The 15,348-nt window shown below is 27.8% G+C and carries 15 protein-coding genes and 1 rRNA gene; 3 read left to right on the top strand and 13 right to left on the bottom strand.

Annotated elements, in window-relative coordinates; translation table 11 throughout:
- From IC213_RS12430 to IC213_RS12420, 3 genes are all read right to left on the bottom strand, one after another.
- A 16S ribosomal RNA gene (locus IC213_RS12430) occupies positions 1–62 on the bottom strand; the annotation flags it as partial.
- Positions 63–599: 537 nt separating this feature from the next.
- Positions 600–2,990 (bottom strand): heavy metal translocating P-type ATPase, encoded by a 2,391-nt coding sequence (locus IC213_RS12425; RefSeq protein ID WP_227824796.1) that lies wholly within the window; start codon positions 2,988–2,990, stop codon positions 600–602.
- A 22-nt stretch (positions 2,991–3,012) separates the two neighbouring features.
- Positions 3,013–3,378 carry an ArsR/SmtB family transcription factor gene (locus IC213_RS12420; protein ID WP_227434729.1) on the bottom strand — a complete coding sequence of 122 codons (366 nt, stop codon included), beginning with the start codon at positions 3,376–3,378 and terminating at the stop codon, positions 3,013–3,015.
- A gap of 202 nt (positions 3,379–3,580) precedes the next feature.
- Here IC213_RS12420 and IC213_RS12415 point away from each other — a divergent pair, with 202 nt between their 5' ends.
- Positions 3,581–4,399 carry a hypothetical protein gene (locus IC213_RS12415; RefSeq protein ID WP_227863127.1) on the top strand — a complete coding sequence of 273 codons (819 nt, stop codon included), beginning with the start codon at positions 3,581–3,583 and terminating at the stop codon, positions 4,397–4,399.
- Positions 4,400–4,727: 328 nt separating this feature from the next.
- Here the strand turns inward: IC213_RS12415 and IC213_RS21330 are convergent, their stop codons facing one another.
- On the bottom strand, positions 4,728–4,823 hold the full coding sequence (locus tag IC213_RS21330) for a DUF6485 family protein (protein WP_227483497.1): 96 nt from the start codon (positions 4,821–4,823) through the stop codon (positions 4,728–4,730).
- Between the two features lie 478 nt (positions 4,824–5,301).
- Positions 5,302–6,390 carry a hypothetical protein gene (locus IC213_RS12405; protein WP_227434726.1) on the bottom strand — a complete coding sequence of 363 codons (1,089 nt, stop codon included), beginning with the start codon at positions 6,388–6,390 and terminating at the stop codon, positions 5,302–5,304.
- A 125-nt stretch (positions 6,391–6,515) separates the two neighbouring features.
- Between IC213_RS12405 and IC213_RS12400 the strand changes: the two genes are divergently transcribed.
- Complete coding sequence (locus IC213_RS12400; RefSeq protein ID WP_227434725.1) at positions 6,516–7,244, top strand: HAD family hydrolase; 729 nt, start codon at positions 6,516–6,518, stop codon at positions 7,242–7,244.
- 323 nt (positions 7,245–7,567) lie between these two features.
- Here IC213_RS12400 and IC213_RS12395 read toward each other — a convergent pair whose 3' ends face one another.
- The 4 genes from IC213_RS12395 to IC213_RS12380 all read right to left on the bottom strand — a co-directional run bounded on the left by IC213_RS12395 (position 7,568) and on the right by IC213_RS12380 (position 10,373).
- Positions 7,568–8,065 (bottom strand): hypothetical protein, encoded by a 498-nt coding sequence (locus IC213_RS12395; protein ID WP_227863126.1) that lies wholly within the window; start codon positions 8,063–8,065, stop codon positions 7,568–7,570.
- 10 nt (positions 8,066–8,075) lie between these two features.
- Complete coding sequence (locus IC213_RS12390; RefSeq protein WP_227434723.1) at positions 8,076–8,519, bottom strand: hypothetical protein; 444 nt, start codon at positions 8,517–8,519, stop codon at positions 8,076–8,078.
- A complete protein-coding gene (locus IC213_RS12385) occupies positions 8,509–9,348 on the bottom strand; it encodes a DUF5685 family protein (protein ID WP_227434722.1) in 840 nt (279 codons plus the stop codon). The genes IC213_RS12390 and IC213_RS12385 overlap by 11 nt, the downstream gene beginning before the upstream one ends.
- A 410-nt stretch (positions 9,349–9,758) precedes the next feature.
- Positions 9,759–10,373, bottom strand: coding sequence for a TetR/AcrR family transcriptional regulator C-terminal domain-containing protein (locus tag IC213_RS12380; protein ID WP_227851714.1), 615 nt, complete (start codon positions 10,371–10,373; stop codon positions 9,759–9,761).
- Between the two features lie 264 nt (positions 10,374–10,637).
- Between IC213_RS12380 and IC213_RS12375 the strand changes: the two genes are divergently transcribed.
- The gene (locus IC213_RS12375; protein WP_227863125.1) at positions 10,638–11,282 is read left to right on the top strand and encodes a nitroreductase family protein; all 645 of its coding nucleotides are present in this window, start codon (positions 10,638–10,640) and stop codon (positions 11,280–11,282) included.
- An 82-nt stretch (positions 11,283–11,364) separates the two neighbouring features.
- On the opposite strand, the gene IC213_RS12370 is transcribed toward IC213_RS12375, so the two are convergent.
- The 4 genes from IC213_RS12370 to IC213_RS12355 all read right to left on the bottom strand — a co-directional run bounded on the left by IC213_RS12370 (position 11,365) and on the right by IC213_RS12355 (position 15,224).
- Entirely contained in the window at positions 11,365–11,595 is a 231-nt protein-coding gene (locus IC213_RS12370) for a hypothetical protein (protein ID WP_227863124.1), read from the bottom strand.
- A 53-nt stretch (positions 11,596–11,648) separates the two neighbouring features.
- The gene (locus tag IC213_RS12365) at positions 11,649–13,034 is read right to left on the bottom strand and encodes a M20 family metallopeptidase (protein WP_413926675.1); all 1,386 of its coding nucleotides are present in this window, start codon (positions 13,032–13,034) and stop codon (positions 11,649–11,651) included.
- Positions 13,035–13,198: 164 nt separating this feature from the next.
- On the bottom strand, positions 13,199–13,942 hold the full coding sequence (locus IC213_RS12360; RefSeq protein WP_227434718.1) for a glutamine amidotransferase: 744 nt from the start codon (positions 13,940–13,942) through the stop codon (positions 13,199–13,201).
- A 19-nt stretch (positions 13,943–13,961) separates the two neighbouring features.
- On the bottom strand, positions 13,962–15,224 hold the full coding sequence (locus IC213_RS12355) for an ArgE/DapE family deacylase (protein WP_227863123.1): 1,263 nt from the start codon (positions 15,222–15,224) through the stop codon (positions 13,962–13,964).
- Positions 15,225–15,348 lie beyond the last annotated feature (124 nt).

Here is a 15,348-nt window from a genome sequence, read left to right as displayed (position 1 = left end):
ACTTGCATGTGTTAGGCACGCCGCCAGCGTTCATCCTGAGCCAGGATCAAACTCTCAAATAAAAGTTTATCAGGCTCAGATACTATTGTTATCTAAATATCTGGCTTTATGGTTTGTTTCTTGTTTTTATAAATTAACCTACTGTTTAATTTTCAAAGTTCATTTTTCATGTTTGCCCTTTTCTTAAGGACAAGTAATACTATATCACCTTAAAAATAATTCGTCAACACTTTTTAAATTTTTTTTTAAGTTTTTTTAATTTCCATTGTCATATATTCCATCATAATGTAGTAATACCATAGTCTCAATCAATTTTAATATATTTATAATTTTTTATAAAAAATCACATTTGCTTATCTTAACTATTAATATTTTAAATATTTCTATATACAAATTCAACAGTTATAATAGAATTATCCCTATATAGATTGAAAAAATACAGTAGAAAATACAGACAATAAATAAGAATATAGAAATAAATGTAAATAAATATAATAATAAAAGAAGAAGTATTAATACAGTTAGAATAAACTTATCAATACTTCTTCTTTTATTATCTATCTTTTAATATTATAATCTATTCATTTTTAACTTACATATTATCTCATAGCTCTCATAGCATTTAGTACTGCAATAAGTGCTACCCCTACATCAGCAAATATAGCCTCCCACATAGTAGCTATTCCTCCAGCTCCTAATGCCATAACTATAACTTTTACACCTAGAGCAAATATTATATTTTGCCATACTATCTTATTAGTCTTATTTGCTATTTCAATGGCTTTAGATATTTTACTTGGTTCATCTGTCATAAGTACCACATCTGCTGCTTCAATAGCTGCATCTGAACCTAAACCTCCCATTGCTATACCAACATCCGCTCTGGCTAAAACTGGTGCATCATTTATTCCATCACCAACAAAAGCTATTTTTTCTTTTTCTGTTCTACCTTCATACAACTCTTCTAGTCTATCTACCTTTTCATTAGGAAGTAAATTAGAGTAAACTGTATCTAACTCCAACTCTTTAGCAATGTTTTTTGCTACTTTTTCATTATCTCCAGTTAACATTACAACTTTTTTTACTCCTATTGATTTTAAACTTCTTATGGCATTTTTACTATCTTCTTTTATCTCATCAGATATAACTATATAACCTCTATACATTTTATCAACAGCAATATACACTACTGTTCCTACTTCTTTAGCTGGTGAATAGAGTATATTTTCCTTTTTCATAAGTTTTTCATTACCTGCCAATATAAGTTGACCATTGTATTTTACTCTGATTCCATAGGCTGCTATTTCCTCATAACTATCTATTGTATTTAAATCAATTTTTTTACTATAGTAGCTTAATATAGACTTTGCTATTGGATGATTTGAATTTACTTCTGCAAGAGCTGCATATTGCAATAATTCTTCTTCTGATATTCCCACAGGATTTAACTTAGTTACATTAAACACACCTTTAGTAAGAGTTCCTGTTTTGTCAAACACTACTGTATCTACACTTCTTAAAGCCTCTAAGTAATTACTTCCCTTTATAAGTATTCCATTTTTAGATGCAAATCCAATCCCACTAAAGAAACTAAGTGGTATTGATAAAACTAATGCACAAGGACAAGAAACAACTAAAAATATCAACCCTCTGTATAGCCAATCACTAAATACTTCACCTGAAATAACAAGTGGTGGTACAAATGCTATCAATAAAGCAGCTATAACTACTACTGGAGTATAGTATCTTGAAAATTTAGATATAAAATTTTCTGTTTTTGATTTTTTAATGCTAGAATTTTCAACAAGGTCAAGTATTTTTGAAACTGTTGACTCTCCAAAGCTCTTTGTAACCTCAATAGTAAGTAAAGCATTCTTATTTATAACACCTGATAAAATTTCGTCTCCTTTTTCAACTTCCCTTAATACAGACTCACCTGTAAGTGCAGAAGTGTCTAACATAGATACTCCATCTACTACTACACCATCCAATGGCACTTTTTCACCAGGTTTTACTACTATTATATCACCTATATTTACTTCTTCTGGAGATACTACTTTCACTTCAGAGTTAACTTTTAGGTTTGCATAATCTGGTCTTATTTGCATAAGTGAAGTTATAGACTTTCTAGACTTTCCAACCGCAACACCTTGTAAATACTCTCCTACCTTATAGAAAAGCATAACTCCTACTGCTTCTGATAGTTCTCCTATTAATAATGCCCCTACTGTTGCTAGAGCCATTAAGAAGTTTTCATCAAATACTCTTCCTTTTGATATATTTCTTATTGCTCTTAAAAGTACATCTCCACCTACTATCACATAAGCAACTATAAATACTATATTGCTAAATTGACTTTCAAATCCTGTTGCTGTTTGATATATACCAAAAATATATACAAGAGCTCCTATTATAAGTGGAATTAATTCTTTTTTATTTGTATCGCTCACAGTTTCTGACTTTTCAACCGTTCTAGATTTTGTTTTGTCAGAAGACTCTACTTGTATATCAAGTCCTGGTTCTGTTGAGTCTATTATTTCTTTTATTTTATTTATAACAGCATCTTCTTCAAAAGTACTTATTATGTTTACTGTAAGTTTTTTATTTACAAAATTCAAATTAGAAGATTCAACCTCTTTTAGTTTAGAAACTTTGTTGTTAATCTCTTCTGCACAATGTGCACAATTTAACCCTCCTAATATAAGCTCCTTTTTAGCTGATGTTTTGTTGGCTATTGTATTGTCTTTAGAGCTTATTTGTATATTAAGTCCTGGTTCTGTTGAATCTATTATCTCTATTATCTTTTCTATAGTATTTTCTTCATCAAAACTATTTTCTATATTTACTGTAAGTTTTTTATTTATAAAATTTAGATTAGAAGACTTAACCTCTTGTAGCTTAGAAACTTTGTTGTTAATCTCTTCTGCACAATGCGCACAATTCAATCCTCCTAATACAAATTCCTTTTTAATTATATTATTTGCTTCCATATATATTCACTCCTCTCATTTATCATTTATAAGTCTCTCTAATATGATTTAATCCACAGTCAAATATTTGACTTATATGGCTATCATCTAATGAGTAATATACCGTCTTTCCTTCTCTTCTAAATTTTACTAACCTAGCCTGTTTTAATACTCTAAGTTGGTGAGATATTGCAGAGTGAGTCATATTTAATAAACTTGCTATATCACATACACACATTTCATTTGCAAATAATGCATATAATATCTTTACTCTAGTAGTATCTCCAAATACTTTAAATAATTCTGCTAAATCATATAACATTTCTTCATCTGGCATAGTTGACTTAGCTTCTGTTACTATTTCCTCATGTATTATATTACAACTACAATCATTTATCTCTTCTCTCATTATATAATCCTCCATTATTTTAATATATGAATAACTGTTCATATGTTCATTATATGCTATTATATCTAATTTCGCAACAATATTTTTTTATTTATTTAATAATAATTAGAATGCACATATTATGGAGTTTTTTAATATATATATTATTAGAATAAGTTTTTGTAAACTTTTTTATAGTTTTTCTAGGAGGTGCAAGTTTAATATGAGTAATAAGAAAAAAAAGAACTTAGATACTAGCTACATGCCTTACTTAGACCCTGCTAATTATGCAGATTATATTACTAATGAAGAAATTCCTCAAGATGAGTTGAGAAATGACCCACAAATCCCTAGTGGTTATACAAAAATACCTAATAATCAGAATATAAGTAACATTTATCCTAATAGCGTAAATAATTATCCTAAAAGTAGTAATTCTCCAAACAACTTGCCTAACACAAATAATACATCTGGAAATATGAACTACAACACATCTACTCCAAACAATATGCCTAACAACATGAACTATAATACATCTAATAATATGAACAATATGGGTGTACCCACTAATATGTCTGGTAACATGAATAACAATATGGGTATGCCTAACAGCATGTCTGGTAACATGAATAATAATATGGGTATGCCTAACAGCATGTCTAGTAACATGAATAATAATATGGGTATGCCTAATAACATGTCTGGTAACATGAATAACAATATGGGTATGCCTAACAATATGTCTGGCAACATGAATAATATGGGGTATAATATGAATAACATGTCTGGCAACATGAATAATATGGGATATAATATGAATAACATGGGTATTCCTAACTTATCATGTAATCAAAATATGCCTCCTAATGTACTTATGATGATACCAGGTGTTATATGTCATAATACAATGAATGGTATGCCTGTAGTTATGCCTAGTAATATGCCTTCTAACATGTATCCGACTCCTTATGGTTCTAGTAATATGTCTATACAAGGCATGCCACAAACTAATATTGAGGAGTTTGATGAGGAAGAAATGTAAAATATTTTTATTTTTTAAATAAATTGTATAAGACCTTAATAATTGAACATAATAGTAAATGTATTCCTCATAATATTCCCCCAATATTATTATAGGTATAAAATTTTGATTGAATATCCTTTTATTTAGTCAAAAAATATTAACATAATCTAATAAAATAAATGTAAATAAAAAATCAGATAAAATAAAATTTTATCTGATTTTTTATTTACATTTAACTTAATACTTAAAAAATATCCCTGCATATCACTATTTGTTTGATGTTTATGGAAGTAACCCACAAATCCTTGAATGGAGTAATCAATTACATCACTTATATCTTCATTAACTATACCAAAAAACATGCTGGCATTTTCTTCTCTTTTAGATTGTCAAGGATACATGGTCTACACTCTTTCTCATAGTTTTTGGATTTATTTGGCAGTTCTCAACTTAAGTTTACTAACTCTATGTTATAATGACTCTAACAAGTCATTATCTTGTTTATAGTAGGCATTATTTTGAATAAAATATGTGTATTTTACTTTTCTGGAACTGGTATGATTCTAATATATTTACAAATAAATAAAAGCTAGTAATTTTATTATAACTATCATTCATAACTCTTTAAGATTATTTTATTTTCATTATAAAACTTCATTGCTTCATCATATAACAATCATAAAATATATCTTACTCCCTATATATCTAGTAATATGTTTAGATACGGTATGCTAAAAACCAATATTGGCAAATATTATAAAAAAAAGAAATAAAATATTTTTATATAAATTGTATAAAATTTTAATAATTGACCACAATAATAAATGTATTCCTCATAATATTCCCCCAATATTATAGAAATAAATTTAAGCGAGATTAAATTCAGTTAATCTCGCTTAAATAATGTCAAAAATCATATACTATTCCAAAAAATCATCAAAGTCTATTGAATCTGACTCTGCAAAATCGTATAAAGCATTTTGCTCAAAGAAAAATTTCTCTTCAAATTTAATATATTTGCTATAATTAGACTGACTTATTTCATTAATACAATTACAATCATTATCACTATAAGTCCCTATAAAAAACTTGTTTCCCATTAAGTAATATATAGCTTTCATATCATTATTTATTATATATACATTTTCTTTAACATGGTCATTATTAAAATTAAATCTAGTAAAAAATATACCTTCATTCATATTACTTTTTAATAAGAACGGATTTTCTTCATAAAATACTTTTGCAAATTCCTCAGGTGAACTTACGCTATATACACTTACAAATTCACTCTTAGAAATTTCATCAAAAACTTCAAAATCGTACATAGGCTCTTTATCTGTTACTAGCATAGAATTGATTTTAAAACCAGTATCATTACATTTACTTATACAAAAGGCTATTTTACATGTATAATACCCATCATTATCTTCATATAAAGCCTCACTAATATACCTACCTTGTCCTTTATTACTTACTGTATTTTTAAGTAATGTACCATTGATATTTGTAATATGCATATTTGCAATCTCTTCACTTCCTGAAAAGTATCTTAAGCTTTCTCTATCCCATGCTATAAACCTCATAGTCATATAGTTTATGAATTCAACTTCCTCATCAACTCTTTTACATATTTTATTATATAATTTTTCTATAGTTAAATCTGTTTTATAATTTTTTATAATGTCAATGTATTCACATTTATCTCCTGGCAATATCTTGTTATAACAAATATTCTTATTTCCAAAATAAGATACTAAAAACAGAGATTCCTCCTCTGTTAATCCAATTCTATCTGAGCCAAATCCACCCATTAATCTTTCTTCTTCCCTATAAGCTTCTTCTTGTGTTGGATTTTTTAAACTCACATAATCCGCCAGACCTAATCCTTCTGCATCCAATAAAAAATATTGACAAAAGTGATTGTTTTTATTGTCTATCCAATTTATTATAAGACCCAAGCTCCCCATAAGTCTAGAATTTGTAACCTTTGCAAAATTAAAATTCATACAATCACGTCCTTTAAAATTTAAAATCTTTGTTTTTTAATATATAAATTATTATACATATATTTTAACAACTTAGGTATAATTTATAATATAATATAAGGAAATGATTAATTGAGGTGGTTTTTATGAAAAATATAGCAGCTTTTTTTGATATAGATGGTACTCTTTATAGGGACTCTCTTATGGTTGAACATTTTAAGAAATTAATTAAATATGATATAATTGACCAAAAAAATTGGTATAAACACGCCAGAGATACATTTATGGATTGGGATAAAAGACAAGGCAACTATGATGATTACTTACTAGAAATATGTAATCTTTATGTTGACTCCTTAAAAGGCTTAGACAAAACTTGCATTAATTTTACAAGTGACCAAGTAATTAAATTAAAAGCAGATAGAGTTTATAAATACACACGTTCAAGAATAGATTGGCATTTAAATCAAGGTCACATAGTTATCTTTATTTCTGGCAGCCCTGGGTTTTTGGTTGAAAAAATGGCTAAAAAATACAATGTAACTGACTTCTTAGGAAGTGATTATGTATTTGAAGATGATATATTTACAGGAACAGTCATACCAATGTGGGATTCTATAAGTAAAAATAACGCTATAAATGATTTTGTTGTAAAATATGATTTAGACCTATCAAATTCGTACGCTTATGGAGATACTAATGGCGATATAAATATGCTAAAAAGAGTTGGAAATCCAATCGCAATAAATCCTACAAAAGAACTTTTGGCTCAAATATCACTTAATAAGGAAATTTCTAAAAATGTTGAAATAATAGTAGAAAGAAAAGACATTATCTATTCTTTATCTACAGATGTGAATATGGTAGATATTTAATTTATATTAGCTCTTTTAAAGACTTATACAACAAAAGTCTTATTATAATAAAGGATGTCATCATTGAAGTGATATCCTTTATTTTTATTCATATTATATATTTTAGTTCATAGATGGTAAGTATCTATTTCAAATATAAAAATTGTTATTGCTAAAACATTAAAAGTTTGTATAACAACATAAAAAGACTCTGATATAAAAATCAAAGCCTTTTTTATTAAATAAACTCATACATATGTTAATTCTATTTTTATATTTCAATGTACCTTTGCAAATGTATTATTCATATAAAAATTAAAACCATTCTAAAGTAAAACATTAAGTCAGTTGTTATTTTTAAATAACATCTTTCTTAGTCTATTATTGTAATACTCTATAAAAGAACTATATACATAATCATATATTATAAAGGCTACCTCAAATGAAGCTACTATAATAATATTTATTGGAATATAAACTATTGTCCTTAATATAAAGTACAATATAACTATCATTATATTTGCAAATACTACTTTCATAAGATACTCAATATATATTGACCTATCTTTTTCTATAAAATATTTAACAATACCATATATCCCAAAAGTAAGAGAATATACAATCCATTGAGATTTACTTGCCATTACTATAAATCCTAATGCTACAGAACCTATATAAAAAGCAATTCCACTTTTAAATCCCCATTCCATTATTACAATTGATACTAAAAGCGATGCTAACCCCATAATAAACAATGTATTTACAGGAATAATATTTGTAAGAGTTAACAGTATCACATTTAATGCTAATAAAACTCCTCCATAAGCAACTTTTATACTCATATTTATCATCCTAACAACAAGATATTAAATCTCCACCAAAACATTCACAACAGGAATCTAGACACCAAAGTTTAGCGCAGTTTTCACAACAATCATCACCTAGACAGCAACAACAGTCATCACAACAACAGCAACAACATCCATCTAAATCATTACGTCTTCTTCTATTATAATTATCAGCTCTATTGTTATATTCATTTCTATATTGTGTATAACTTCTAAGTGCATCATTGTATTCTTGATTTTCAGGCTCCATGAATTTTGCTCTCTTTAAGAAGTCTTCTCCTTCTTCATAATATCCAATATTCATCGCAGAAAAACCAGTTAGATAATACCACTCTGCACATTTGTCAGTTAATGTTTTTAAAAAATCATAGGCTTTTTTAAATTCACTATTTTCCATAAAAGCTCTTGCTCTCATAAAATTTTCATTATTATAAGTATTACTGTACATTCTTTCCACCTCTACTTTCTAATATATTCATGTATCTTAAATAAACTCCAGAATAAATTATATTTTCTATTATTCCAACGTTTTTATTTAGATTTAAATTATCAATTCCCCTAGCTAAAAAACCTAATGATGTTACAATTATTTTTTTTACTTTTTCTTTTAACTCATCATTTTTATCTATATATTCTATAAAAGGATTATATCTTCCTTTCTTAAAATCTTCATCTAAATCTTCATATGCATCTAGTAAATATATATATTTACCTATATTAAAGCCTATCATTCTTAGATTTCTCTCATTTTCATCTTTTTTATATGCAAATACTTCTCCCATTATATTTCCAAAGACATTAGACACTTCATCTATATTTATATTTTTGTCCTTTTCCAACTTATTTAATTCATTTAATTGTTGCTTTATATACTCAGCTTTTTCAGGATATTTCTCATAGGCTAAGTTTAATTTGTTTTTATATATATAATATGCTAATTTATCTTTTATGCGTTTATCATCCATTAAATTATCTTCCAATTTATAATACGTTAAAAGAACATTCATACTTGCTGCATATTCGGTAATATCATTTGTTATTATCTTTTTCTTCTTAAATGGACTGACTACACACACTTCTTCTGTACTTATAGACTCTGGCTTATATACTGAAGTTAATAAGATAATTAGAAATGTTATATCGTAGTTTAAAGAAAACCTTGAGATTTCTCCATGATTTCTTTTTAGATATTTACATAACCCACAATAATAAGCTTTGTAATGGTCATATTCTCTAAATGTTAAATCCATTTTGTTTATTTTAACATATCCAAACATAAATACTCCTTCTTGTACTACTTTTTATATAATAAATTATAATTTGTATTGTAACAATCTATATCTATAAATATCGCATTTAACTCTTTTATATTCACAATACTTCTTTATGGTTTATAAAAAGTATTGTGACTTACATAAATATTTACTTTGTTATCTATAAACTCATTATATTTATTTTCTAAATCATTTATTATATAGTACATTATGTAAGTTTTTACTCTTTTTTACTTACTAATGTTATATATCCTTTTGACTTACTATGTGTTATCTCTAAGTTACTTATATCATTTAACAGTAGTATATCCTTTGCATTTGAACAAGTCATTATTTCTCTATTTTTTATTAATTATTATTATATCATTAATAAAATTATAATTCATTGTTTAGAATTATTTTTCTGATGGTTTTTATGAGTCTTTACGAATACCTAATGCTCTTAATGGACCAAGTAACGACATTCTAGCAAGTATCAGTGCCATTTCATCAGGAGATTCTTTCATGTTTTTTTCGAGCCAATATTGAATTACTCCTAAGTCCGCTGAAAGTATATATTGTATAAAATATTCTTCCGAAATTATTGCCTCATCTATGTTAAAATTTTTTAATTTTTGTTTCTCAAACAAATTGATTTCAATAAATTTTTTTATTTTTCTTTCAAAGGTAGGGTCACCTTTTGGACCTAAAATAGATTTAATAATTACTGAATTTTTTCTAAAATATTCAAAAAGCTTTACCATAAATGGAAGAGGTTCATTTGAGGCATCCATGTTCATCATGTTGACTGAATCAAGGTGCTTAGTCTCTTCTTCAATTTCCTGTATTATTTCATTTTCAATTTTCTCTAACAAGTCATACTTATCAACATAATGCAGGTAGAAGGTTCCTCTATTTATATCTGCCCTTTGAGTTAAGTCAGTAACTGATATATTGTTAAATCCTTTCTCATCTATTAACTCTGCTAATGCAGACCTAATCATTTTTTTAGTACGTATTGTTCTTCTATCAACAGATACTTTTTTCATGAATTATTTCCTCGCTCTATATAAATTTTTTTAATTTTAATTGACAATTTTATATTAAATGTTTATTACTTAACAATTTAAATATTATTGTTCATTGCATAAATCAATATACATATTATAATATACATATAGATTATTAATCAACAATATGTTCATAAAAAATAGCGAATTGATTTGAAGTAAATGTTTAATATGACCTAAAATTTCGCCTTTATATGGATGCATTATGGGATATCTTAAGAATAGTATTAATGGAGGATAAAAATGAACAATTTAGATAAAAACAATGTTAATGAAGTTTTGGATATGCTATTAAGAACTCGAAGATCCATAAGAAGTTTTACAAAAGAAGTACCTTCAAAAGAACTGGTTGAAAAAATAATTGAAACTGGAAGACTTGCACCTTATGCAATACTTGCAGTAGCAAAACAAACAGATTTCAGACATTTCTTTGTTATCTCAAATAACAGTTTACAAATGGATAAAATAAAAACTATTCTTGTTGATGTTATTAAAACTCAAATATCAACCCATGAGAAGAAGGCTGAGAACGACATCGCTCTACAATCCTTCATTACTTCTTTAAAGATGCAAGTTAAAAAAGGGGTTCTTGGTGTAGGGTCAGCACCTTATCTTATTATTGTGGCAGAACGTCGTGGAATACCAGCCATAGAACAAAAGTCATTATCTCATGTTATGCAGAATATGTGGCTTAAAGCAACTGCTTTAGGATTAGGTTTTGAACTTGTTAGTGTAATAGGAAGATTAAGTAATAATAAAGATTTTTGCGATATTTTAGGAGTACCAACAGGTGAATATGGCTTTGATGCCTGTACAATCGGTTTCCCTACAACATCTGTAATTAAGGAAGGCAGAGCCATTCCTCATCCATCAATAAAATGGATATAATAAATAATATTGAAAACCAAATATTTATAAACTATTCTTACATATTTTTAATAATAGATTACATGCTGTTTCTCAGAGGAATCTATAATTTAACTGAGCCTAAGATAATCAAATTAATTACAAACAAAGAATAAATATAATAAAAGGACTTATAAATTATAAGTCCTTTTATTGAGCCTGAAATTAAATTCTTTTCCTTCAACTCTGGTAAATAACTTTCCTGTATTTCTTTTAAAGTATATGTATATCCACCATAATCAATTATTTTTACTTTTGTCTGTGTCTTAGAATTAGTCGTTCCTATGGCTCTCAATATATATTTATACTAATTCATACAATTCAATCTTACTTACATTAAGTTAATTTTTAAATAATTGGAGTATATTCAAAACTGCCTAAAGTATCTTTTAATTCCTTTTTTGCTTTATCTACAATAGATTCATCAAGCATTACATCATTTATTGAACATGCTATAGATTTTGATGCTAACAACATCGCTTTAAATCCCATGTCAGAACCTGCACTAGCGCAAGATTGCCATGTATGAGCAGAAATACCAATAGGCCAAACTGAACAAGAACATTGTGCTGTGGGAGTTATGTAACTAACATCTCCAATATCTAATGATAGTGATATACAGTTATTATGAGTAAAGGTATCATCTGTAACTTCATCATGTAGATTCATCTTAGTAATTTCCTTGTTTCCACTTAATACACTAGACACACTAATTCTTTTATCTATAGAAACTGTTTCAACTAATTTTTTTGCAAAATAGTAGTCATCTTCATCATACTTTTGTACTCCTATCAATTTCATGTTTTTTGATAAAACATCTGTTAATATTGTATTTGGAATATAGTCATATACTCCACTTACAATATTATATTCCATACTAGTACCAGTCATCAATGCTGCTCCTTTTGCTATATCAACAATTCTGTCAAATACATCTCTTACATGCTCCATTTTAACTCCTCTTATGTAATACCATACTTCTGCAAAGTCTGGAACTATGTTTGGCATTTTTCCACCATTAGTAGTTACATAATGAACTCTACAGCTATCAAATATATGCTCTCTTAAATAGTTACAGCCTATGTTCATAAGTTCCACTGCATCAAGTGCACTTCTTCCGTTATAAGGAGCTTGTGCTGCATGTGCGCTAACACCCTTGTATCTAAACTTTACAGAATAATTAGCAAGAGTTGGAATTCTTATTGGAGTGTTTATATCAAATGGATGCCAACTAAATGCACAATCAATTCCATTAAAGAAACCTTTTTTTATCATTAATACTTTTCCTGACAAATCTTCTTCTGCTGGACATCCATAATATTTTATAGTTCCTTTCAATTTTTTTAGTTTGATTAGTTCCTTTATTGCAATTACAACTCCTATTGAACCCGTACCAAGTAAATTATGTCCACAACCATGACCCGAACCACCATCTGAAATAGGTTCTTTTGTAATGGATACTTTTTGAGACAAACCATCTAATGCATCATATTCACCTAAAACTGCTATAACTGGCTTACTTTCTCCATAGCTAGCTACAAATGCTGTATCCATATCCTCTAATTCATCTACACTAAAATCATGTTTTTTTAAATATTCTTTTTGTAAGTTTGAAGCATAATATTCTTTATATTGAAGTTCTGGATTTTTCCATATTTTATCTGATATATCTCTTAACTCTCCTTGTATTTTATCTATATAATCCATTATAAATTTTTTATTTAAATCATTTATATTAACCATATTCTCCTCCATAAGACTAATAATTATATTATTTGATTATATAAAATAATTATTTTTTAAATAGCTTCTATATTATAATCATTTTATATAAGAAAACCTCTTGACTTGTAAATTACACTTTATCAAGTAAGAGGTCTTTTAAATTTATAAAATTTTTAGCATGTTAACCAATCAAGCATATTAACCCATAATTTATTATAATATTTCCAATCAGTAAATTCTCTTGGACCCCAATGAGGTGCACAATCAGAACTAAAGATAGCAGATTTTCCTTTTCCAAATTCGCCAACGGCTACAAATGGGTCTCCTCCAATAGTCGCTAGCACAGGACAATTATCTTTAGCTATTGTCTTATTATATCCTAAAAACTGTGGCCATTCCTTTGGTATATCTTTTAAAACTGGATGTTCAGAATCAACAACGACTGGAGTTATTCCTGCTGGTTTTTCAACCCTATCATCTTTATCTATCATTGTTATTGGCAATACATCTTTGATAGCAGTTTCTCCAAATCTAGCTTTTGCATCTATACCTGTAAATGACATATATCCACCTACCATGATTAATGCTCCACCGCTATTTACATACTCTTTAACTAACTCAAGTCTATCTGGTTTACTATTACAATCTATAAATGTACTATTAGATAATAAGAATGTATTAGAACCTATATCAGATAATATTATACAATCATACTCATTTAACTCTTCCAATTTATATGGAAAACTGTCTGCTGCTACATGTGCAGGCATATGAACTGCTTCATATCCTCCAGACTCTACTGCTTCTTTTAACCATTTTACTGCTTCTTCATAATGTGTTGTAACAAATGTGTCAAATCCCTTTATATGAGTTATATTTTTTACCCACGATTCCCCTACTATTAATACTTTTTTCATCTATATATTCCTCCTACTTTTATAAGTTTAATATTAGACTGGCATACATAAGTATACTGTCTAAATACTCTTGAATTTCAACATACTCATCTATTGAATGACATTGTTCTATTGAACCTGGCCCTAATATTAGTGTTGGGATTTTAGCTAAGTTTTTCATCAGTCTTGCATCATTTCCAGCCGTTGACCCCTTTATATTTAGCTTTCTTTCTAAGGTTTCTTCTAATATCTTTTGAGTATTAACTATAAATTCAGATTGCTTTTCCATCTCAAAACCTAATCCTGATTGATATATATTTATCTCTGGTTTATTATCTTTAAGCCACAAATCTCCATCAGCTCTTGTCATTATAACCTTAGTTATATCTTCCACAACTTGCTCATAACTCATTGTATTTGGCAAGAAATGTACACATAAATTAAATACACATTTATCTGGTACAGTAGAGCCTGCTGTTCCACCATTTATTACGCCTAGATTTATTGTAGGTGGAGGTAATAAAGCATGTTTATATCTCATAAGCCAATTATGTTCTAACTCTTTTATATCTTGGAGTAATAACATTGCCTTTTCTATAGCATTTACACCTTCCCACTTACTTCCACAGTGGAGAGATACACCTTTAACTTCAACCTCAAAGAATACAAATCCCATATGTGCAATTATTATGTCCTTCTCTGATGGTTCACAAATTACACAGTAATCTCCATCAATTCCATTCATAACTGCATTTATAGTTCCATTTCCTCCGCCTTCTTCATCTACCACCGACATTACCTTTATATTGCCAGGTATATTTAAGCCACTATCTTTTATAAGTTTTACAGCTAATATTGAAGCTATTAGACCAGATTTCATATCTGCAGTTCCAAGTCCATAAAGCTTCCCTTTATCTTCTGTAGCACAATATGGATTATATCTCCATTTTTTTATATCACCAGGTGGCATAGTATCTACATGACCATTAAAAACTATTGTCTTACCAGGCAAATTATCACTGTACTTACATATTAAATTATATCTATCATCATAATTGTGACCTAGATTACCTTCTTTATATATGTCTTTTGCCTTTTTAATTAAATCTTCGCTCATTTCTTGCCTATTTACACTAAAACCTATGGAATTTGCAAGTTTTTCAATATATTCTTGACCTTCCTTTTCAAATCCACCTAGTATTCCATGACCTACATCTTCGGTTTTGATACTTACAAGCTCTTTTAAATAGTATATATATTCTTTTTTATTGCTATTTAATGTATCTAAGAGAATTTTTTTCATATTTCCTCCTAAGATTTATTTTCACATTTAAGATTTCAAAGTTAATATCCTCTGCTTAAATTACAATGTTTCTTTTTATTTAATACCTATCCTTTTTATTTAGCATCTATGCAAAACTAATAAT

Origin of the sequence: Clostridioides sp. ES-S-0049-02 (genome assembly GCF_020658465.1) — a bacterium.
Classification (GTDB): Bacteria; Bacillota; Clostridia; order Peptostreptococcales; family Peptostreptococcaceae; genus Clostridioides.
Note: the sequence above shows the minus strand (reverse complement) of the source record. Positions and strands in the feature narration are given on the sequence as shown.

Coding starts and splice junctions, on each gene's coding strand:
- IC213_RS12385 (WP_227434722.1), bottom strand. CDS start 9,348: ATGTTTGGATATGTTAAAATAAACAAAATGGATTTAACATTTAGAGAA.
- IC213_RS12360 (WP_227434718.1), bottom strand. CDS start 13,942: ATGAAAAAAGTATTAATAGTAGGGGAATCGTGGGTAAAAAATATAACT.
- IC213_RS12405 (WP_227434726.1), bottom strand. CDS start 6,390: ATGAATTTTAATTTTGCAAAGGTTACAAATTCTAGACTTATGGGGAGC.
- IC213_RS12400 (WP_227434725.1), top strand. CDS start 6,516: ATGAAAAATATAGCAGCTTTTTTTGATATAGATGGTACTCTTTATAGG.
- IC213_RS12415 (WP_227863127.1), top strand. CDS start 3,581: ATGAGTAATAAGAAAAAAAAGAACTTAGATACTAGCTACATGCCTTAC.
- IC213_RS12420 (WP_227434729.1), bottom strand. CDS start 3,378: ATGAGAGAAGAGATAAATGATTGTAGTTGTAATATAATACATGAGGAA.
- IC213_RS12375 (WP_227863125.1), top strand. CDS start 10,638: ATGAACAATTTAGATAAAAACAATGTTAATGAAGTTTTGGATATGCTA.
- IC213_RS12425 (WP_227824796.1), bottom strand. CDS start 2,990: ATGGAAGCAAATAATATAATTAAAAAGGAATTTGTATTAGGAGGATTG.
- IC213_RS12380 (WP_227851714.1), bottom strand. CDS start 10,373: ATGAAAAAAGTATCTGTTGATAGAAGAACAATACGTACTAAAAAAATG.
- IC213_RS12390 (WP_227434723.1), bottom strand. CDS start 8,519: ATGTACAGTAATACTTATAATAATGAAAATTTTATGAGAGCAAGAGCT.
- IC213_RS12355 (WP_227863123.1), bottom strand. CDS start 15,224: ATGAAAAAAATTCTCTTAGATACATTAAATAGCAATAAAAAAGAATAT.
- IC213_RS12395 (WP_227863126.1), bottom strand. CDS start 8,065: ATGAGTATAAAAGTTGCTTATGGAGGAGTTTTATTAGCATTAAATGTG.